The sequence below is a fragment of the Staphylococcus casei genome (assembly GCF_030294405.1).
Taxonomy (GTDB): domain Bacteria; phylum Bacillota; class Bacilli; order Staphylococcales; family Staphylococcaceae; genus Staphylococcus; species Staphylococcus succinus.
Window position 1 is genome coordinate 2,184,530 of sequence record NZ_CP125718.1, and the last position, 22,804, is coordinate 2,207,333.

At 33.1% G+C, this 22,804-nt stretch carries 16 protein-coding genes; 6 read left to right on the forward strand and 10 right to left on the reverse strand.

All coding sequences use genetic code 11. From position 1 onward, the window contains the following. Window positions 1-215: 215 nt before the first annotated feature. The 3 genes from nrdF to nrdI all read right to left on the reverse strand — a co-directional run bounded on the left by nrdF (window position 216) and on the right by nrdI (window position 3,758). Entirely contained in the window at window positions 216-1,184 is a 969-nt protein-coding gene (gene nrdF / locus QMO72_RS10650; protein WP_103266784.1) for a class 1b ribonucleoside-diphosphate reductase subunit beta, read from the reverse strand. 107 nt (window positions 1,185-1,291) lie between these two features. Continuing rightward, entirely contained in the window at window positions 1,292-3,397 is a 2,106-nt protein-coding gene (gene nrdE / locus QMO72_RS10655) for a class 1b ribonucleoside-diphosphate reductase subunit alpha (protein WP_069823587.1), read from the reverse strand. Next, window positions 3,360-3,758, reverse strand: coding sequence for a class Ib ribonucleoside-diphosphate reductase assembly flavoprotein NrdI (gene nrdI, locus QMO72_RS10660; protein ID WP_069823586.1), 399 nt, complete (start codon window positions 3,756-3,758; stop codon window positions 3,360-3,362). The genes nrdE and nrdI overlap by 38 nt, the downstream gene beginning before the upstream one ends. Before the next feature lie 714 nt (window positions 3,759-4,472). Between nrdI and QMO72_RS10665 the strand changes: the two genes are divergently transcribed. The 5 genes from QMO72_RS10665 to QMO72_RS10685 all read left to right on the forward strand — a co-directional run bounded on the left by QMO72_RS10665 (window position 4,473) and on the right by QMO72_RS10685 (window position 10,489). Beyond that, complete coding sequence (locus QMO72_RS10665) at window positions 4,473-5,360, forward strand: DMT family transporter (RefSeq protein WP_103266783.1); 888 nt, start codon at window positions 4,473-4,475, stop codon at window positions 5,358-5,360. Window positions 5,361-5,374: 14 nt separating this feature from the next. Next, complete coding sequence (gene queF / locus QMO72_RS10670; protein ID WP_046837183.1) at window positions 5,375-5,875, forward strand: preQ(1) synthase; 501 nt, start codon at window positions 5,375-5,377, stop codon at window positions 5,873-5,875. Window positions 5,876-6,181: 306 nt separating this feature from the next. Continuing rightward, window positions 6,182-7,696 carry a peptide MFS transporter gene (locus tag QMO72_RS10675; protein ID WP_103266781.1) on the forward strand — a complete coding sequence of 505 codons (1,515 nt, stop codon included), beginning with the start codon at window positions 6,182-6,184 and terminating at the stop codon, window positions 7,694-7,696. Window positions 7,697-7,931: 235 nt separating this feature from the next. Further along, window positions 7,932-9,437 carry a peptide MFS transporter gene (locus QMO72_RS10680; RefSeq protein ID WP_103266780.1) on the forward strand — a complete coding sequence of 502 codons (1,506 nt, stop codon included), beginning with the start codon at window positions 7,932-7,934 and terminating at the stop codon, window positions 9,435-9,437. 110 nt (window positions 9,438-9,547) lie between these two features. Further along, window positions 9,548-10,489, forward strand: coding sequence for a diacylglycerol/lipid kinase family protein (locus QMO72_RS10685; RefSeq protein WP_103266779.1), 942 nt, complete (start codon window positions 9,548-9,550; stop codon window positions 10,487-10,489). A 134-nt stretch (window positions 10,490-10,623) separates the two neighbouring features. Here the strand turns inward: QMO72_RS10685 and QMO72_RS10690 are convergent, their stop codons facing one another. The 6 genes from QMO72_RS10690 to QMO72_RS10715 form a co-directional block, all read right to left on the reverse strand. After that, on the reverse strand, window positions 10,624-11,172 hold the full coding sequence (locus tag QMO72_RS10690) for a 5' nucleotidase, NT5C type (protein WP_046837179.1): 549 nt from the start codon (window positions 11,170-11,172) through the stop codon (window positions 10,624-10,626). Window positions 11,173-11,448: 276 nt separating this feature from the next. Next, on the reverse strand, window positions 11,449-12,504 hold the full coding sequence (hisC, locus tag QMO72_RS10695; RefSeq protein WP_069823580.1) for a histidinol-phosphate transaminase: 1,056 nt from the start codon (window positions 12,502-12,504) through the stop codon (window positions 11,449-11,451). 188 nt (window positions 12,505-12,692) lie between these two features. Further along, complete coding sequence (locus tag QMO72_RS10700) at window positions 12,693-14,207, reverse strand: ABC transporter permease/substrate-binding protein (protein ID WP_103266777.1); 1,515 nt, start codon at window positions 14,205-14,207, stop codon at window positions 12,693-12,695. Continuing rightward, window positions 14,207-15,169: an ABC transporter ATP-binding protein gene (locus QMO72_RS10705; protein WP_103266776.1), complete on the reverse strand. Its 963-nt coding sequence runs from the start codon at window positions 15,167-15,169 to the stop codon at window positions 14,207-14,209. Before QMO72_RS10705 ends, QMO72_RS10700 begins: the two co-directional genes overlap by 1 nt. A 335-nt stretch (window positions 15,170-15,504) precedes the next feature. Then, the gene (recQ, locus tag QMO72_RS10710; protein ID WP_103266774.1) at window positions 15,505-17,283 is read right to left on the reverse strand and encodes a DNA helicase RecQ; all 1,779 of its coding nucleotides are present in this window, start codon (window positions 17,281-17,283) and stop codon (window positions 15,505-15,507) included. Between the two features lie 13 nt (window positions 17,284-17,296). Further along, window positions 17,297-19,177 (reverse strand): ABC-F family ATP-binding cassette domain-containing protein, encoded by a 1,881-nt coding sequence (locus QMO72_RS10715; protein WP_103266773.1) that lies wholly within the window; start codon window positions 19,175-19,177, stop codon window positions 17,297-17,299. A 112-nt stretch (window positions 19,178-19,289) separates the two neighbouring features. On the opposite strand from QMO72_RS10715, the gene QMO72_RS10720 reads away from it, so the two are divergent. Further along, window positions 19,290-20,108, forward strand: coding sequence for a ZIP family metal transporter (locus QMO72_RS10720; RefSeq protein ID WP_103266771.1), 819 nt, complete (start codon window positions 19,290-19,292; stop codon window positions 20,106-20,108). A 152-nt stretch (window positions 20,109-20,260) separates the two neighbouring features. On the opposite strand, the gene ltaS is transcribed toward QMO72_RS10720, so the two are convergent. Next, window positions 20,261-22,201 (reverse strand): polyglycerol-phosphate lipoteichoic acid synthase LtaS, encoded by a 1,941-nt coding sequence (ltaS, locus tag QMO72_RS10725; RefSeq protein ID WP_103266770.1) that lies wholly within the window; start codon window positions 22,199-22,201, stop codon window positions 20,261-20,263. Window positions 22,202-22,804: the final 603 nt, after the last annotated feature.

Below are 22,804 nucleotides of genomic sequence, written 5' to 3' on the forward strand. Positions count from 1 at the left end.
CAGTTTATTGTTTTGAATAGTTATTCGTTTTTGAGAGACTCCAATGAATGCGTACTGTAAATTTTTAATAAAAAAGGCGTGCTATCAGATAATTGTAATCTGATAGCACGCCTTTAGAATGTAGCATGTTTGGTCCTCAACTTGTTGCATTGTAAGTTGGGATATTTTTGTATATAACCTTACCAATCCATTTTTAAATTCAATACATATGCGTATTAATCTTCAAAGACGAAATCATCATCCGTTAATGCTTCAACGTTTAACGCTAATGTATAACCATCACCTTTAACAGAGAAAAAGTCGTGATTTTTCGTAGTTGTATCCAAAGCATTTTCAATAATTGGATTAAATTCTCTTTCTTCAAAGTATGGATCAAATCCTAAGTTAGATAATGCTTTATTACCATTATATCTTACATAGTTTAATACATCTTCTGATAAACCAACTTCATCATAAAGTGAATGTGTATACGATACTTCGTTTTGATACAAGTCATCTAGCAATTTGTACATATCTTGATCTGCTTGTTGCTTTTCACTCTCTGATAATTCATTTCGTAAGCTTTGCGCATCCATACCTGTAAACACACCATGAATAGATTCATCTAGTAATATTTTACGGATGATTTCTCCAGAAGTTGTCATTTTACCTTGCCCAGCAAGATAAAGCGGATAATAAAAACCAGAATAGAATAAAAATGTTTCCAAGAACACACTTGATACACGAGCCATATATTGATCATAAACAGAAGCTTCTTTACCCCATAATTTATGATAATTATTGATGATTTTATCTGATTTGTATTTCAAATGAGGTTCTTCAATAATCCATTTATCTAATAAGTAGTTCGTTTCACTAGATGGTAATAAAGTCGTGAAAATATGAGAATAACTTTTTGCATGAATTTGTTCCATCATAGCCATAAATGAATAGACTGCTTTCTTACGTAAATCAGTCGTATGTAACATGATTAGTGGCATACCATCATCTGCTTGATGCGTATCTAACCCTGTTAATCCTGCTAAAGCTTTTTTGAAGGCGTCTTTCTCTGCATCAGATAACGTCTTCCAACTTGCGATATCTTTTGATACTTTAAATTCAGTTTCTACCCACATTTGTGAAATATTTTGGCGCCAAAACATATTTGTCATGTCCTCTTGCGTATTCCAATTGACTGCTTTCATTTAGGTAATATCTCCTATCCATTATAAATTTAATTGAACAGTGATTTACAGCCTAATCTTTTATGAAAATTAGGCTGCTTCTAGATACCACTGTTTTTATTTTGATCTTATATTGAGCAACTTGTACATTCTTCAACGCTTAATAATTTATTTCTAGTGTAGTATAAAGATTTTAACCCTTTATGGTGTGCATAAACGTATAATCTAGATAACTCACGCGTAGATATTTCAGAATTAACATAAAGAATTGTAGAAATTCCTTGGTCAACATGTGTTTGAATCGTTGAGATTAAGTCAATAAGTTTCATTTGGTCTGTGTTAAATGCAGACTTGTAATACCACATTGTTTCTGGTGATAGGAAAGGCATAGGATAAAATGTTTCAGCATTGCCGTAAGTACGACGTTCAATTTGATCTACAATCGGCATAACAGAGCTTGTTGCGTTTTGTACATAAGAAATACTTTGTGTTGGTGCAATCGCTAAACGATACGCATGGAATAAACCATGTTTTTCCACTTCTTTTTGTAATGCTTTCCAATCTTCAGGAGTTGGAATTTCTAAACCATCAAACAATTTACGTACTTTTTCATATTTAGGTGCAAATGTTTGTGATGTATAAAATTCAAAATATTTACCATTGGCATAATCAGATTGTTCAAATCCGCTATATACTTCTTGACGTTCTTTGGCAATACCCATTGAACGTTCAATAGAGTAATAGTTCATCATCATAAAGAAGATATTAGCAAAGTCTTTCGCTTCTTCTGACTCATAACCAATTTTGTTTTTAGCCAAGTAACCATGTAAGTTCATTACACCCAAACCTACAGAATGTAACTCACTATTCGCTTTTCTCACACCTGGTGCATTTTGAATATCTGCTTCATCACTTACTACAGTCAACGCATCCATACCTGTGTGTACTGAGTCTTTGAACTTACCAGACTCCATAACATTAACGATATTTAATGAACCAAGGTTACAAGAGATGTCACGTTTAATTTCATCTTCAATACCATAGTCATTGATAATTGATGTTTCTTGGAGTTGGAAAATTTCAGTACATAAGTTACTCATTTTAATTTGACCAATATCTGAGTTGGCATGTACTTTATTCGCATTATCTTTGAACATTAAATAAGGATAACCCGATTGTAATTGTGTTTGTGCAATCATATTTAACATTTCACGTGCATCTTTTTTCTTTTTGTCTACATTAGGATTTGCAACTAAATCGTCATAGTATTCATCAAGATTAATATCATCTAAAGTTACACCGTATTCGTTGTAAACTGTATGCGGTGCAAACATATGGAAATCTTTACCTTCTTTTGCTAAATCAAAGAATTTAGACGGTACAATTAAACCTGTTGAAATTGTAGACAAACGTAAATCTTCGTCGGCATTTACTTTTTTCGTATCTAAGAATTCTTCAACATCATAATGGAAGATGTTTAAATATACTGCACCTGCGCCTGGGCGTTGACCTAGTTGGTCAGCATAACTAAAACCGCCTTCTAATGATTTCGCAACTGGTAGCACACCTTTTGCTACGCCTTTGATGCCTTTGATTGCTTCACCACGTGCACGTAATTTTGATAAATTAATTGCTACGCCGCCACCAATTTTACTTAATTGTTTTGCAGTCGCATCAATAAAGTTGATGGAATTCAAACTATCATCCACTTCTAATAAGAAACATGAAACAAGTTCCCCACGACGCGCACGACCAGCATTTAAAAATGTCGGAGTCGCAGGTTGGTAACGTTGTTCAATCATCGCAGAAGCAAACTGTCTCGCAGTCTCTTTATGACCGTTTGCTAAATATAACGAAACTATCACAACATGTTGTTTATAATCTTCTAAATATTGACTTTTATCATTTGTTTTTAAAGCATAGTCTTTAAAAAATTTACTTGCTGACATATAACTAGCAAAATTAAATTCGATATCTTTAGCAAATTCAGTGATTTCTATTAAATCATCTTCTGAATATTTTTTAAACACATCGAAATAGAAGTCATTATCAACGAGATAACGGAGACGTTCAATTTCAGTATCAAAATAAATGGTCTTATCTTGAATCTCCTGTAAATATACTTCTAATGCTTCTTGATCTTTTTCCAAATTGAAAAAACCATTCTCTTTTCGTTTGGTAACTTCATTGTTTAACTCAATATGATTGTATTTCTTCTCGTCTATTATCTTCATTGAAATGTCCCACCTTATCTTTAAATTCGCTAATATCGTCCAATGTGCCTTGTACTTCAAACTTCATTAATAAAGGAACGTTGTAACGTTCCGAAATGGAGCGTCCAGCCTTTGCAAAATTTTGTCCCCAGTTACGGTTTCCGCTCGCTGCAACGGCTCTTATTAAGTCATAGTTCATATCTAAAAATGATTGGACAGGTTGTGGTACTTCACCAAACCCTATCGTTCCAGTGACCAATATGAATGGTTCATCTATTCGCTCAGTGCAATTATTTTGCGTAATTTCTAAAGTATTACTTACTTCCGCACGCTTTATAAATCTACGCACATTACCTGAAAAAGAAAAGTATACCACCTTCATCGGACCACCTTCTTTCTATTAATAATTTAACAAATATGAAAAATTCACCTTTTTATATTTAAAGTTATGGTACTGGGGTCTTAAATGACGCGTTAGTATTAACTTATTGAGATGACCACAATATATAGTGATTGCAATATCTATATGTAGTCATGTAAAAAGTCATTTTTAAGGTATTAATACTATTTTTGTCATGATTAAAAGCCCAAAACAGTGTTATTTTACTTAAAATTTGGTTTATTATAAATAAATTGGACACGTACCAAAACACTATATATTGTGTTTCGTCTTGGTAACAAATACTATATTATGTGTTTCATTATACATAAGTCAGGAGCCGATTAAAAGGCTTTAATTTTCAACAAAATGGTGAATGATGAACGGAAATGGCACCAATTCAACCCTAAACAGATATTTTACTTATTGAAAAAATTTTTTTGCTGAAATTAAGGTTATTTTATTTGCTTTTTTCAAAAAGCATGTAAGGCTTGATGCACCGTCATTTAGGTCAAAACCTACCTTCCTAGTGCTCTAAATAAATTAAAAATTTTATATTTTCAATCTACTTACTTTGTTATTATTATAAATGTTTATAGAACATTTGTTCGTATATGTATCTTAATATATAAATTCCCTATTTTCAAGCATATATACACGCTGATCTCTTTTATGCTAATATGAATACGTTAAAAATTAAAAATTGAGGCGATATATGTGAATCCTAAAGTTAAGGGTATCATTGCTATCTTAATTTCGGCAGTTGGATTTAGCTTTATGTCTGTATTCTTTAGATTAGCTGGGGACTTACCAGTTTTTCAAAAGTCTCTTGCTCGAAATTTAGTAGCTATGTTCATTCCGTTATATTTTATTTTCAAATATAAACAACCATTGTTTGGCAAATTGAGCAGCCAACCTCTATTAATCACTAGATCTACTTTAGGTTTAATCGGTGTGTTGTTAAATATTTATGCGATAGACCATATGATTTTAAGTGATGCTGATACATTGATGAAACTCAACCCATTTTGGACAATTTTATTAAGTTTACTCTTCTTAAATGAAAAAGTGCGCAATTACCAATTCATTGCTATGATTGTAGCCATTTTGGGTATGCTATTTGTTGTGAAGCCTGAGTTCTCTTCTTCCATGCTTCCAGCAGTTGGAGGATTATTCTCCGGTATCTTTGCTGCTAGTGCTTATACATGTGTAAGGGCATTGAGTACTCGTGAAGCACCATATACTATTGTTTTTTATTTTTCATTCTTTTCTATTATAGTATTAATACCATTTACTATATTTACGTTCGAACCTATGTCAATGATGCAAATCGTCTATCTCATTGGTGCAGGTATCGCTGCTGCTGCAGGACAAATAGGTATTACCCTTGCTTATAGTTATGCACCAGCTAAAGACATATCCATCTTTACTTATGCATCAATTATATTTACAGCATTATTCGGATTGATCTTATTTGGTGAATCACCTGATTTATATGCAATTCTAGGCTATATTATTATTATAGGCGCAAGCTATTATATGTTTGAGAAGGCACGCCGCCAGCCACTCACCATTCAAAAAAAGACACATAAACCAAAACACTAAAGGAGCGATAAATTATGTCTGAAGGACGCAATAAAACGCAATTAGAAGATATTACTTTATTAGGTAATCAAAATAATAAATATGAATTTGATTATACGCCTAATGTTTTAGAATCATTCGATAATAAACATCAAGGTCGCGATTATTTCGTGAAATTTAACTGTCCAGAATTTACTTCTTTATGTCCTATTACTGGTCAGCCTGATTTCGCTACAATTTATATTTCTTACATCCCTAATATTAAAATGGTAGAATCGAAATCTTTAAAGCTCTATTTATTCAGCTTTAGAAATCACGGTGATTTTCACGAAGACTGCATGAATATTATTATGAATGACCTTATTGATTTGATGGATCCACACTATATTGAAGTTTGGGGCAAATTCACACCTCGTGGTGGCATTTCAATCGACCCTTATACAAACTATGGTCGTCCTGATTCTAAATATGAAAAAATGGCTGAACATCGTTTAATGAATCATGATCTTTATCCAGAAAAAATAGATAATCGTTAATACCCTAACATTAAAACTTAGACAAACCTAGCATTCAAAATAGTGAGTGGTTTGCCTGTTAGTTATTAAATCTAAATTTTGAATATAGCAAAACTGCATAAAATAGCTATTAAAGTTAGAAATTTTGTCGACAGTCTGAAGACATAATAAACAAAAAATGTTTATTATGTCTTTTTATTTTTAAAATTTAAATTCAATTACCTTAAAAATTGTATTGTTATTTCGTTTTGTACAAACTAAACATACACTTGTTATTTTTACAAAAACAGTATAGAATAAATCCAACCGTTTAAGGGGAGGGAAATTATGAGAAAAGTTAGTTACACACACGAAGAGATTATGGAAAGTACACCACGTAAAGGCTTCTTAGGACATCCAAAAGGACTAAGCACACTGTTTTTCACTGAATTCTGGGAGAGATTCAGCTACTATGGTATGAAAGCAATTTTGATTTATTATCTATACTATAGTGTTGCTGAAGGTGGTTTCGGGTTAGATGAAGCTGTCGCCATGCAAATTGTGGCAATTTATGGCACATTGATTTATATGTCAGGTGTTATTGGTGGATGGATTGCTGACCGAATAACCGGTACACAAAACGCTGTATTCTACGGTGGATTCCTCATCATGATTGGACATATATTACTATCATTACCAAATAACCTTACCTTAGTTATGGTAGCTTTAGCAGTAATTATTGCAGGTACTGGACTATTGAAGCCAAATATTTCGACTACAGTTGGGGAATTGTATGATCGTAATGACGTCAGAAGAGACTCTGCGTTCACACTATTTTACATGGGTATTAACTTAGGTAGTTTACTTGCACCACTCATTACTGGCTTCTTACAAACTAGAGTAAGTTTCCATGCTGGTTTTTTAGCAGCAGCAATCGGAATGTTCTTTGGATTAGTCGTTTATGCTTTTAAGCGTAAGAAAAACTTAGGCTTGGCAGGCCGTAACGTACCAAATCCATTAACTAAGCCAGAATTAAAGAAATTCACATTTATCTCTGGCGGTGTAATTGTTTTATTCTTAATCTATTTATTAATACTACAATTAAACAATGCACTTTCACTAGAAAACTTTAGTTTATTAATTACAATATTAGGTATCGTATTACCTATTTATATCTTTATCAACATGATTGTAAGTAAAGACGTAACAAAGGACGAACGCTCACGAATATATAGCTACATACCTTTATATATTACATCCGTAGCATTTTGGATGATTCAAGAGCAAGGTTCAACCATACTAGCAAATTTTGCTGATAAAAAGACGCAATTAGAAATGTCTAAATTAACAGGTGGATTAATTGATTTTTCAATTCCCGCTTCATGGGTACAATCATTAAACCCTATTTTCATCGTTTTATTAGCACCTATCTTTGCAACGATTTGGATTAAACTAGGTAAACGTAACCCACCTACTGTACATAAATTTGCATACGGTGCCATTATCGCTGGTTTATCTTACTTGGTAATGATTATTCCTTTAGCTACTGGTAATGACTTAATTAATCCATTGTGGCTTGTTTTAAGTTTCTTGTTAATAACGATTGGAGAACTATTCATATCGCCTGTAGGTCTATCTACTACAACTAAACTCGCACCTATCACATTTACAGCTCGTATGATGAGTCTATGGATGCTTAGTAATGCAACAGCTCAAGGGCTTAACGCACAACTTGTCGTCGTGTATACAAAAATGAATCAAAGCGACTACTTTATGTACTCAGGACTCGTTGCAGTAGTCATTGGTATATTACTATTGATTATTTCACCAAAAGTAAAACGCGCAATGAAAGGCGTATATTAAAAATATAATATGTACTTTTCCAAAACAGTAGTGGTACCTAACCGTACCCTACTGTTTTATTTTTTGTAAAACAATGAATACTACCGCCCAAATAAATTTAACGCAATTCATTACAAAAATTAACTGAATATTTAGAATATTGCTATTTTGAGAATATTATTGAAATTCAATTATATAAGGCGTAAAATGTTTTTTATATATTTTTACAGGGAGCAAGAAAGGACGGGAATGTTTTATGCAAAATCAAGATACAGCCCAGGATCAAGCTGTCCAATCAATTCCTCAAAGAGGCTTCTTCGGACACCCTAAAGGACTAGGTGTTTTATTCTTTGTTGAATTTTGGGAAAGATTCAGCTATTACGGTATGCGCGCATTGCTTATTTTCTATATGTATTTTGCTATAAAAGATGGCGGCCTAGGTATGGACAAAGCAACTGCTCAATCTGTTATGGCTGTCTATGGCGCACTTATTTATATGACCTCGGTACTTGGAGGATGGATTGCAGATAGAATTACAGGAACACGTACAGCTACCTTAATAGGTGGTGTCTTAATTATTATAGGTCATATATGCTTAAGTTTACCTTTCGCAGCAGTCGGACTATTTGTATCTATGTTCTTTATTATTGTTGGTTCTGGTTTAATGAAACCAAATATTTCAAATATTGTCGGAAGATTATACCCTCAAAATGATTTACGTTTAGATGCTGGTTTCGTTATTTTCTATATGGCTGTAAACTTAGGGGGTCTGCTGTCACCTTTAATATTAAATCAATTTGTTGATTCTGGTGACTTTCACGCAGGTTTCTTAATAGCTGCAGTCGGAATGGCACTTGGTTTAATTTGGTACATTATATTTAACAGAAAAAATTTAGGTTCCATTGGGATGACAGCTTCCAACCCATTAAATCAAAGTGAAAAAAAGAAATTTACAATTTTATTTACAGCAGCAATTATACTGATTGTAGTCGTTTTACTTGTTACAGGGTTAACTGGAACGCTATCATTTAATTTAGTCAGTACAACAGTGCTTGTAATCGGCGTACTTTTACCAATTATTTACTTTACAATTATGATACGTAGTAAAGATGTAACACCTGATGAGCGTTCACGAGTAATCGCGTTTATCCCACTATTTATCTTAGGTGTACTCTTCTGGTCTATCCAAGAACAAGGTGCTAATGTACTCAATATTTATGCCTTTGAAAGTTCCGATATGACGTTAAATATTTTTGGATGGACAACAGGTTTCGGTCCTGCATTATTCCAATCTATTAACCCATTGTTTATCGTATTGCTCGCACCAATAGTTTCTATCATTTGGGCAAAAATGGCTAAACGCCAACCAAGTTTAGCAACTAAATTTGTATTAGGGACACTTTTAGCTGGTGCTTCCTATATCATGATTGCGTTAATTGGTCATTCAGCAGGCAATGCAACTGTGAGCGTCAATTGGGTGATTCTATCGTATATTATTTGTGTGATTGGCGAATTATGTTTATCACCTACGGGTAACAGCGCAGCAGTCAAACTTGCTCCAAAAGCATTCAATGCACAAATGATGAGTTTATGGTTATTAACCAATGCGTGTGCCCAAGCAATTAATGGAACATTAGTAAAATTAATCGCACCTAAGAATAAGAACTATTTCTTATTCTTAGGTGCGATTGCTATTATTGTCAGTCTCATTATCCTTGCATTTGTACCTAAAATCATTAAAGGCATGCGTGGTATTAAATAACGCTTATATTCTAACTACTAAAGATATATCTTTAGTAGTTTTTTTTATTTTTTAGGAAAATAGGGTAAAATTAGGAAGTAATAAAAACTAAAAGAAATATGGTGAAGCGATTGAGTAATACAAAATATAATCACGGTGTAATATTTTATCATGAACATTCCGGTATCAAAGATATTTATAGAGGTCTGGGGGACGTCGCATCTTCACTAACTACTTTTTGTAAACACCTCTCTATTCAATTAAGTGAAAATGAAGGCGACATTATCAAGTACTGTCAAAAAATAAAAGATGGAAGTTATAGTGATGATGTCGATATTATTTTCATTTTAGGCGGAGATGTGACCGTTAATGAACTTATCAACGGTGTCATGCAAAGTGAATTAGAGATTCCTATCGGTATTATTCCAGGCGGTACATTTAACGACTTTGTAAAAACATTAAACCTAAATCCAAGACATAAGGTTGCGAGTCAACAATTAATAGAAGCTGAATTGAAATCTTATGATGTAATGAAAGTAAATGGACAATACGCATTGAATTTTGTTGGTCTTGGGCTGATTGTACAAAACGCCGAAAACGTTCAAAATGGTAACAAAGATGTATTTGGTAAATTGAGTTATGTAGGCTCTACTGTAAAAACATTACTTAACCCAGAGCATTTTGATTATAAAGTGACTGTTGATGGCAAGGCAATTGATGGAAACACATCTATGCTTGTAGTAGCCAATGGTCCCTTCATAGGTGGTAGTCGTATTCCATTAACTGATTTATCACCGAGTGATGGCTATCTCAATATGTTTATATTTAAAGAACAAGGTTCTAGTGTATTAAACGACGTATTTAAACAACGTGATAGTATGAATTGGAACAATATGACTGATGGTATCCAGCATGTCTTAGGCAAGGCAATCACTGTGGAAACAGAGCCACAGGCAAAAGTAGATATCGATGGCGAAATCGCCTTAGAAACGCCGCTTCAGATTGAAGTCATCCCTGAGGCAGTACAAATTTTGACATTAATTGATGACGATCAAAACAATCAAACAACATAAAACAATTGAACCTTATATTATTGTTTCACATGAAATAAAAGGTGATACCCGCTATACGGGTATCACCTTTTTAAAATTAAAATATGCTGCAATAGACATCAACCACGTGCATTTATCACAATAATAGAAAAATATTAAATATTATATTCAATATCCCCTAAGAAATAATTTTCTACGTCTTTCCAGTTATTCACTCGTGCAAACCTATCATCATGAATGTTATGCGAAGCTGTGTACATAATTGGTGTACCAGTAAATATACTCAACTGTCTTGGATTATCATCAATTAAATAATCAGCCTTCACAATATTTTTACGTCCGCAAAAAACAAATTGCTGTGGGTCTAAAAATGAAAAATGCTCTCTCAACCAAGCGTATTTATCATGAAATGATGTTGGCACATCCATCGCTGCAGTCGCAATATAAACATCATAATGCGCAGTTAATTTTTTAACAACATCTTGGGCATCTTCCATAATTTCAAGTTTTTTGAAAAAGCCAGGTTCACGTAAGATTTCTGTTAATAAACCGTCATGTTCAGGCATCGCATGTCTTAATTTCTTCCCATCTAACATATCATAAGAGATATCCAAATCTGTACGTTTATTTACATCGTTAATAAGCGCACCTACTGTATCAGCTAAAACTTCATCCATATCGATAGCAATTGATTTTCTTGTCATTTACTACTCCTACTTCCTTTTAAATATCTTTATTCAACATACTTAAATGTCACAATAAAGCATCATAATGATCGAATTCAACTTAATGTTACCGCATATCATTATAGCAAAGAATGCTCATAGAAAGCCAAATTACACGCACTGTTTCATATCATTCATTTTTGTTATATGCTTTCTTAACCGTTTCAAGCATGAGTCTAACACGCACTTCATTACAATACTTTGTAATACATCATTTAGTTTGGCGAACGCTTGTAAATGCCTAAATGTCTTTATTTATAAATCAAAATGTTTCAATACTTCAATCATTTTATCATTATGTTCTGGGAATCCTATCGTAATACGAACACCATTTGGAAATTCTCTAGTAATACAACCTACATTCAAAAAGGCTTCGTACAATTCATGAGGTTTATTTGTATTAATATAAACAAAATTCGTTTGGCTTGGATAAAAGGCATTACTATTTTCAAGTTCAAAGAATTTCGCTCTTTCTTGCGCATTACGTTCACGGATAGATGTCAAATACGCTTGATCTTCTAAAGCTGCTAATGCGGCATATTCAGATAAACGTCCTACGTTAAATGGCGGACGAATAATGTTCCATTTTTCAATGGCTTCTTTTGCTGCCACTACATAGCCAATACGCATGCCAGCTAAGCCATATGCTTTAGAAAATGTACGTAATAAAAAGGCATTTGAAAATTGTTGTTGTAATGCCAGTGTATTAGGAAAATCATCAGCAGTGACAAATTCTACATATGCTTCATCTATAATGACAGGAATGTGGCTAGGTACGCGTTGTAAAAATTGTTCTAATTCATCGTGTGGGACATAAGTGCCCGTTGGATTATTTGGATTACACAACCATACAAGCTTTGTATCATCATCTATCTCTGCCAATATACCTTCCAAATCAAAATAACCTTTATTTAATGGAACTTGAGTGACATTCGCTGACTCAACAATCGCATTATGATAATACTGACCAAATGTCATTTCACTCGTTACAATCTTATCTCCTACTGTTAACACTGCACGCGAAATCATTAAAATTACTTCATCTAAACCTGCACCAAATAAAATACGAGATGCATCGACATCTAAATGTTTACTAATTGCTTCCTTGATTAATGGAGAACCTGTTTCCGGATAAAAATGTAATTCATCTAAGTGAGATTGAATTGCTTCTTTTACCTTTGGTGATGGACCATATAAATTCTCATTAGAAGCTAACTTATATAATTCACCTTCAATTCCATATGCCTCTTTTAACGCTCTAGGTGATAACCCTGGTTGATATGCTGATAATTGCTCAATTTGTTTTTTCATCGTTGCTACGGCCCTCCTTAAATTTACAGAAATTTCAAAACTTATTAACCATTATAAACCTTTATAGTGTTGAAAACAATGCTCCCTCTGACTCCATTTTTACTTTGTTAGTAATAAAATAAGCGTCCAATCATCAAACATATTTAAAAATGTGTTTGATGATTGGACGCTTTCAATAAGATAATCGTTTAATTTATTAAATGATGTTTTTCTAAATAATTTCGAGCAACTTGATAAGGGTCTTTTTTCTTAACTGTTACATCATAATTCATTTGTTGCATATCTTCATTTGAAATTTTACCAGCTAATTTATTAAGTGGTGCTTTAATTTCAGGATGGGCTTTTAAATATGATGTTTTAAACATTGGTGCACCTTGATATGGTGGGAATACATGTTTATCATCTCTTAACACAACCATATTATACTGTTTTAATTCAGCATCTGTTGAATACGCATCTATTAAATTAATATCCCCACTTTTAACGGCTTGGTAACGTAATTTAGGCTCCATCGTTTTAATATTATCAACATGCAGATGATAAGCTTTTTGCACTGCTGGATAACCATCTTCTCGGTCATTAAATTCCATCGTGAAACCGGGTTTAATCTCACTACTCACTTTATTTAAATCCCCAATTGTCTTAAGCTTATGCTTCTTAGCGAAATCTTTTTTCACTGCTAAAGCATAAGTGTTATTATACTTCATTGGTTTCAACATGGTCATATCTTTTTTATCTTCTAAACTAGATTTAGCTTGATGATATACTTTGTCTTCTTGCTTAGACTTCAAATCTTCTTTCGTTAATTCACCTAGCACAGTCCCCGTAAACTCAAGATAGCCATCAATATCGTCTGATTTTAGGGCATTAAAAAGAAATGAGGTTTTACCCATACCATCTTTCACTTCGACCGTGTCGTCTGTTTCTTCTTCAATTAAAATCTTATACATATTAGTAATCACCGATGGCTCTGAACCTAATTTACCTGCCAATGTTACTTTATCACCTTTCTGAGCTAATATCGGCGCAATAATGACAAGAAGTAATAAAAGGATAATACAGCCCAAAGAGATGACTAATTTTTTATATGATAGCTTTTGCATGTAACGCAATACTAAATCAAATACTATAGCCAATAACGCTGCTGGTATTGCTCCAATAAGAATTAAGGCGCTATCATTTCTATCAATACCAAGTAATATGAGATCGCCCAATCCCCCTGCTCCGATTAACGCTGCTAACGTAGCAGTCCCAATAATTAAGACCATTGCTGTACGCAACCCTGCCATGATTACAGGCATGGCAATTGGCAATTCTACTTTTGCTAATCTGCGTCCTGGTTTCATTCCTATGCCTTTAGCCGCCTCAACTAAAGAGGGATCCACCTCACTGATCCCTGTATATGTATTTCTCAAAATAGGCAATAAGGCATAAACAACTAAGGCAATAACTGCAGGCACTTTACCAATACCAAATAATGGAATCATTAGACCAAGTAAAGCTAATGATGGAATTGTTTGCAATATAGCTGCTATATTCATAACGATTTCTGATACTTTCCTAGTTTTCGTTAATAATATACCGAGCGGTACACCGATGAACGCAGCAATTAATAATGCGAGAAATGAAATTTGGATGTGCTCAAAAATAGTCGTTATTAATTGTCCTTTACGTTCAGAAAGTGTACGAATGAATTCATTCATCAATTTTGACCTCCTTTACGAAAATCTGACAAAAACTTAAACATATCTTCTCGTTTAAGCACACGTTGTGTTGACGTTGTATTATCTTCAATAATAATCGCCTCATGTTCTGCTAAATCAGCGTAAACTTCTTTAACTAACTGATTACTACTAAATATAGGATACCCTTTGGTTATTACTTGTTCCTCAATGCTTAGATTTCCAGTAACTTCCGATAACTTTATATCATTAATCGAGAATTTACCTTTATCACCTATAAATTGTTTTACAAAATCATTATGAGGCTGAGTAATAAATCCTTTAGGGGTATCGATTTGTTCAACATGACCTTCATTTAATAAACAAATACGATCACCTAACTTCATTGCTTCTTCAATATCATGAGTTACAAAAACGATTGTCTTTTTAATTTTTCTTTGTAATTCTATTAAATCATCTTGCAACTTTTCTCGACTAATAGGATCCAAAGCACTAAAAGGTTCATCCATTAATATGACTGGAGGATCAGCTGCTAGCGCTCTTACGACCCCCACACGTTGACGTTGTCCACCAGATAATTCGTCTGGCTTTCGTGCTTTGTATAACTCTGGTTCTAGGCCTACCATGTCCAATAATTCATCGATCCGATCATCGATATCTTGTGCTTTCCACTTCTTCATTTGAGGCACTTGTGCAATATTCTCTTTAATAGTCATATGTGGGAATAATGCAATTTGTTGTAAAACATAGCCAATATCCCATCTCATTTCATAAACGGGATATTCACTGATAGGTTTATTTTTAAAATATATGTAACCATTAGATAATGTAATTAAACGATTTATCATTTTTAATGTTGTTGTCTTTCCACACCCTGAGGGTCCGATTAATACAAAGAATTCTCCTTCTTCAATGTTAAAACTTATATCATCTACTGCTGTTTTAGTCCCATATTTTTTCACTACATTTTTAAATTCTATCACTTTGTCACCTTCACTTTAATTTACTCTTTAGCGTTCATTCATTCCCATTTGAATTCTTTATTCCCTAATTACAATTTTTTTATGTATTCTAAGAAGAATTTTTTGAAATAAATGCTCTTCAAAAGCATATTACGCACAATTTGTTGTATAAATAAAAATAGCAAAGTTAAATAAATACAAAACATATAAGAAGCACATAACGTGCCTTAATATATTATGAATATCGAAATTAACTTTGCTATTTTAAGTAGATTTATTAAAAAATAAGAAAACATTTAATTTACTTTTAAAATTTTGTTACTGAAATATGTTCAAATTACAATTATTAAGGTAACTTATATTTGAGCTTTATAGGATTGGATTGTTTCTAAAAACATAGGGCAATAATGCTTTAATTTATAACTTCCCACACCATCAATGGAAATCATATCCTGTTTTGATTCTGGTTTTCTTTTGGCAAATTCCTCAAGTGTATAGTCAGAAAATATACTCACTGGCGCGATGCCTAAATTCTCACTTAATTGTTTACGCACTGCAATCAATTCATCAAATAACGCTCGATCAACACCTTCTACCGTATTGATATTAACTTTCTCTCTAGTCTTACGTTTAAATGGTGTAGTAAATATAGTAATTTCGCCACTTAACAACGCTTTTACAGATTTATCACATGTAAGGATTTCATCGTGCTCATTTAAAAATCCCTTAAATCTTAATTCATCAATAAGATGACTTAAATCTGATGTTGTATACTGCTTCATAATACCATGTGTAGATAACTCATTATAATCACAATAACGAATATAATCGGAATCTTCACCACGTAACACTTGGATAATAACACTATAACTTTCTTTCTGTTTCATACGGGCGATACAACTAACAATCATTTTTGCTTCATCTGTCATATCATATGTTTTATTTTCTCTTGTACAATTGCTACATTGCTTACATTCTTCCAATTTTTCATTTGGTTCAAAATAATGTACAAGTGTCGCTTCTAAACACTTTTTGGTTTTTGTGTAGAGAATCATTTTTGTGAGCTTTTCACCCATTTTATCTTTATAATCATCATCTGCACGTGATGATGATATAAAATATTGATGTAAACCGATGTCGCGTTCACTAAACAGTAAAATACAATTACTATTCAATCCATCACGCCCCGCACGGCCAGCTTCTTGATAATAAGACTCTAAATCGCCAGGCATATTATAATGAATAACAAAACGCACATTGGATTTATCAATCCCCATACCAAACGCATTTGTAGCAACCACTACTCGCACGCGATCATACACAAAATCATTTTGTGCTGCTTCACGTTCTTTATTTGATAAGCCAGCATGGTAGCTTGTGCTATTAATGCCTTTATCTTCTAATGCTTCTTGTAATTCTTCAACCTGCTTACGTGTGGAACAATAAATAATCCCCGCTTCATTTTTATGAGACGTAACATATTCCATCACAAATTTTTGTCTCTGATAAGTAGGGTTAACCTGAAAGACTAAATTACGCCGTTTGGTACTTGTTTTAACCTCATCATTTTTACTAATGTTAAGGCGTTCCATGATATCTTTTTGAACTTCAATCGTTGCTGTTGCTGTGAGCGCCACAATAGCAAAATCTTGAGGTAAAGCAAACACCTTATGAATAACATCTTGATAGCTCGGTCTGAAATCATGTCCCCACTTTGAAATACAGTGGGCTTCATCAAACGCAACTAAATGTATTTTTAACTGTTGTAATAAACTAATAAAATAACCATTATCAAAGCGTTCCGGTGCTACATATAAAAACTGAATTTCGCCATTCCTCAATTGCGTCTCAATCGCTTTCTGTTGCTTTTGAGTTAAGCTACTATTCAAATATGCCGCTCGTATACCCATGGCCTTTAATTGATCAACTTGGTCTTTCATCAATGAGATTAATGGGCTGATTACAATTGTTGTTCCGCCTAGCATTAATCCTGGTACTTGATAACAAATTGATTTTCCCCCGCCAGTAGGTAAAACACCTAACACATTATGATGATCCATTACTCTTGATATAATTTCCTTTTGGCCTGGACGAAATGTGTCATAACCAAAATAATGCGATAAAGTTGATTCCATGTTATAAGATCCCTCATTGTTCTTTTAGTTCTTCAAGTTCACTCCATCTTGCAATATCTTCTTCATACGTTTGATTAAGACGTTGCTGCTCTTCGCTTAATTCTTTGATTTTTGCGTAGTCTGAACTTGCATTTGCCATTTCTTCGTCTATTGTTTCTAATCTCTGTTCTGTAGTGTCAATACGTTCAATAATTGTTTCATACTCTTGCTTCTCTTTATAAGATAGACCTTTTTTCTTCTTTCTTTCGGTAGGTTGCTTAACTTTACTTTGCTGTTTTTGTTGATCTTGAACCTTATCTTGGTCTTTTTTATATGCTTCATAATCTTCAAAAGTACCAATGATACGGTCCATTTTACCATCATGAATATACCAATATTCTTGAGCTACTTTATTTAAAAAGTATCTGTCATGACTTACTGTAATTACTGATCCACCGAACGTACTAATATAATCTTCAAGTATCGTTAATGTTTCAGTATCTAAGTCATTAGTTGGTTCATCTAATAAGAGCACATTCGGTTGATGCACTAACAATTTTAACAAGTATAACCTTTTTTGTTCTCCACCAGATAATTTATATATTTTTTTGCCGTGCGTCGCACTTGGGAATAAAAAACGTTCAAGTAGTTGCGTAATTGAAACTGACGTGCCATCTTTTTCTTTAGCAACTTCACTTTCTTCTCTCAAATAATCAATCATTCTTACATCCCGTTCTAAACGTTCTTCAGTTTGTTTAAAATAGGCAACTTTCACGGTTTGACCAATTTTTAAATTTCCATCAAAATCTTGATCTTCGCCACTTAAAATATTTAATAACGTCGTTTTTCCTGCTCCATTAGGTCCAACGATACCAATTTGTTGCCCACTTTGAATGATTTGAGTAATATCTTCGAAAAGTGTGACATTGTTAATATGCTTACTCAGGTTTTCCATTTCAAAGACTTGCTTTCCTAGCCTAGAATAGGCAAGATTTAAAGAAGCTTTATCTTGTTGATGTTGATTTTTTACATCTTGTTCTAAATCATTAAATCTATTTTTACGTGCTTGTTGTTTCGTAGAACGTGCCTTAACGCCTGCGCGCATCCATGCAAGTTCTTGTTTATATAACGATTGTTGTTTAGCTTGTTGCTTTTGTTCTATTATTTCATTTTCAGCACGCTTTTCAATATATGCTTCATAATTCCCCTCATATGTAGCTAACTTACCTCTATCTAATTCAATAATCCGAGAAGATACTTCATTTAAAAAGTAACGGTCATGGGTAACAAATAGCACAGTATGTGGGTACTGTTTTACATAATTAATGAGCCAATTGATAGATTCAAAGTCTAGATGGTTCGTAGGTTCATCTAATAATAATAAATCAGGTTGCTCAATTAAAGTCTTAGCTAAGCCCACTCTTTTTTGTTGACCTCCAGATAGTTCGCTTACTTCCTTAGTCGTATCATTGATACCTAATTTAGAAAGAATTGTTTTAATTTCAGAACTATAATCCCAAGCTTGATGCGTATCCATTGCTTCTTGTGCTTGCATCATCCTTTGGAAATCTGACTCACTCTGCGTGTCGTTATATTGTTTCATGGCAGCTTCATAAGTTCTGATAATTTCTAACGTCTTTGTCTCTGAGGTTAATACCGCTTCAAATACGGACATCCCTTTATCAAAGTCTTGCTTTTGAGATGAATAACGTATGCGATAGGAGTTGGGATGAGAAATTTCAGCTTCATAATCTTCATCTTGTCCGGCGATAACTTGTAACAGCGTACTTTTTCCTGTGCCATTAATGCCAACGAGACCTATCTTTTCACCTTCTGAAATCGATAGGTGTAAATCATCAAAAATTACTTTGTCGGCATATGATTTGTGTAAATGTTCTATTTTGTAAGCTTCCATCGTCCAACATCCTTTTTAATATCGATTATTACAGTTAATTCTGTTAAAATTAATTTCAGTTCCATATATTATACACCTTTTTGATTACAAATGATACAAAGGAGACAAGCTTATGTCGGAATTTTTCCAAGACTTACCTCCTTATATCCAAGCATTAATAGCTGGCATTATTACTTGGCTACTAACTGCGTTAGGAGCAGCGGCAGTATTTGTTTTTAAACGCGTGAATGATAAGATTCTAAATTCTATGCAAGGGTTTGCTGCCGGCATCATGATTGCTGCGAGTTTCTGGTCTCTATTACAGCCAGCCATTGATTATGGTAAAGATGCACCGCTTCCGTGGTTACCAGCTGCAATCGGTTTTTTGTTGGGTGGATTATTTATTCGTGCTTTAGATTTAGTTATTCCACATATACATCCCAACACCAAAGATACAAATCAGTTCCATGAGGGTGTAGGTACTAAAAAACTCAATAAAAATACGTTACTTGTTTTAGCCATTACGCTTCACAACATACCAGAAGGACTATCTATTGGCGTTGCTTTCGGTGGTATTGTTGCTGGGAATGGTCAAGCTACGTTTTTAGGCGCATTAGGATTAGCTATAGGTATAGGAATTCAAAATATTCCTGAAGGCGCCGCATTATCTATGCCTATTCGTGCTGCAGGTGCTACGAGATGGAAAGCATTCAACTATGGTCAAGCATCTGCAATTGTAGAACCTATATTCGCTACGATTGGTGCAGCAGCTGTATTAGTTATTACACCTATGTTACCATACGCTTTAGCTTTTGCTGCAGGCGCAATGATATTTGTAGTCGTTGAAGAACTCATCCCTGATTCACAAGCAAGTAATAATACAGACCTGGCAACATTAAGTTTAATGCTAGGTTTCACCATTATGATGATTCTCGATGTTGCACTTGGGTGAGGAAATATATTAATATCTATTACTTTATTAAAAATACGATTAAAGCTTATAAGCTTTAATCGTATTTTTATGCTCCAACACATTCAACAATTATATTCTTTAAAAAAAAGAACTAACACACCTTCACTAGGTGTATTAGTTCTTAAATATTATTATTTTTTCTCTTGTCCTTTAGGACCAGCTTTATATTCATAATTTGATGGTTTTATTTTTTTGAAATCTGGATTGTCGTAGAATCTGAACAAGTCACCATTAAGTACATTATCGCTCATTTCTAGATCTTTTTCAGATTGTTGTTTACGTTTTTCAAAATCTTTAGGTTTTTCTGTTACCGGTTCATTATTCTTATTATCGTAAATTCTACCATTCACATATTTATAATCTTTCGTTACGAAATCTCCATTTCTGAAAGGAACTGTATCATCATGATCTTTAGATAATAAGTCTGTGCCCATCATTAAGTAATTCTTCGTATCGATACCCATTAAATGTAATATTGTAGGCATAACATCTGCTTGACCAGCATATGTTTTATCTACAGTACCTTCTTTACCAGGAATTTTCAGCCAGAAACCAGTACGATTTAAGTCAGTAAATTTCGCCGGTGTAATATCTTCACCTAATAATTTTTCCATCGCTTTATTATGGTTTTCAGAGATACCATAGTGGTCACCATAAATCATAATAACTGAGTCGTCATAAAGACCTTTTTTCTTCAATTCACTTACAAATTGTTCTAATGATTCATCTAAATATCTTGCTGTTTGTACATAACCATCTACTGTTGAGTCGCCTGTATTGGGTTTCTCAATTGATGCATCTTCTGGAGACACTGTAAATGGATAGTGATTAGTTAATGTAATTAAATGACTATAGAATGGTTGTTTTTCTTTTGCTAAGTAGTCAGTCGATTCTTTAAATAATTCTTTATCTTTTAACCCTAAGTTTTCAAGGTTATCTTGTGACATATCATAATATGTTGCATCATAAAACTTATCTACACCAAAGTGTTTGTATACTTGATCACGGTTCCAGAATGTTTTGTAGTCCCCGTGCATAACACTAGAAGTGTAACCTTGCTTTTGATCGAGAATTGCCGGTAATGATTGGAACGTATTGTCACCTTTCAATGAAAATGCTGAACCTTGTGGCAAACCGAACAAACTATTATCCATCGTAAACTCAGAATCTGACGTCTTACCTTGTCCTGTTTGATGGAAGAAATTCGGATAATATCTATATCCTTCTTTACCTGTAGAAAGTTTATTCAAGAACGGTGTAACTTCTTGGCCATTTACTTTTTTATTAATCAAGAAAGTTTGGAAACTTTCTAGGTGAATTTTGATGATATTTTTCTTCTTAGCCGCTCCATAATATTCTGGATTAGGCTCTGTTTGTTTTTGTTTTGTATAATTTAATACTTTAGTTAAATCATCTTCATTTGCTAAAGCTTTTTGTTGATTATTTTCAATCGTTTTAACACCATCATAAACTGTGAAGTTATATGGACCTAAATATTTCACTAAATATTTATGGTCAAACGTACGTGTTAATAACTCTGGACGATCTGATTCAGCAAAAGCTAAGTTCAAGAAGAACAATGCTACTGAAGCTGCCATAATCACTGGTACAAATTTCTTACTGAATACGCGTTTATCAAACCATTTTTGTTTGAATATCAACATAAACAGGTAAACGATTGTATCCGTAAAGTATATAAAATCATACCATTTAAACGAGGCAGTAACTGCACCACCCATTGACTCTACATTTCCCACTTGGTTCAGTGTACTAAATGTTAAAAAGTCAGAGAAAAATCTAAAGTATACAACGTTAGCATATAATAAAAAACTTAATAAGAATCCACCAATAAAGATGAACCAAAAAGCTTTCTTCCCTTTGAAGAATAAGAAAATACTTAATACTAAAGCGATTAAACTATATGGATTCATTAATAAGATTAAGTTTTGTACTAATCCTTTAACACCTAAAGAAAAATCGACATAATATGAAAAGTACGTTTTCAAGGTGACTGTTATCACCATCAAAATAAAAAACGCAAAAAGAGTCAGTTTCTTTTTGTGTAAACTCATGTTTGTTTCCCCCGATTTAGATTAATATAGGCTGGAAAAATATCCGCGCCTAGTAAATACTTGGCAAAGTTTCTGTTAATGATGCCCTATTCAGTTATGTATCCAATATAACTAGAGACAGGTCGTTATTGGCGAAAGTTACATTCTTTAGGTTGGAAATTCATACGCCTTCTCATAAAATCTTACATTATGATATAGACATCAAAATTTCACTGCTTTAAAAGTTCAATTGTCATTATTAATAATATTAATTTTCATGTATTCTTAAGATTATTGTTGTTTATTTCAAAGTAGTAAAACGCATGCATATAAACATCATATATTAACCTTTAATGTTCTTTTTACATTTTTTATCGTTTTGTAATCTTACTGTAACAAAACGTATACAGTTCAATTAATTAATATAAAGCAATAGTAGCCAAATATCAAGTAAAAACACACTTTTTACGAGAAATAAAGCGATTTGTTCGGCTTTATGAATGACTTATTAACGCCTTGTTAATACATTATTAAGAAATAATATGCTTTTTAATTATACTCTGATTAGAAATGATATTAATCGGACTATAGTCGCAGACAAAATAGCATATTGATTATAACTAG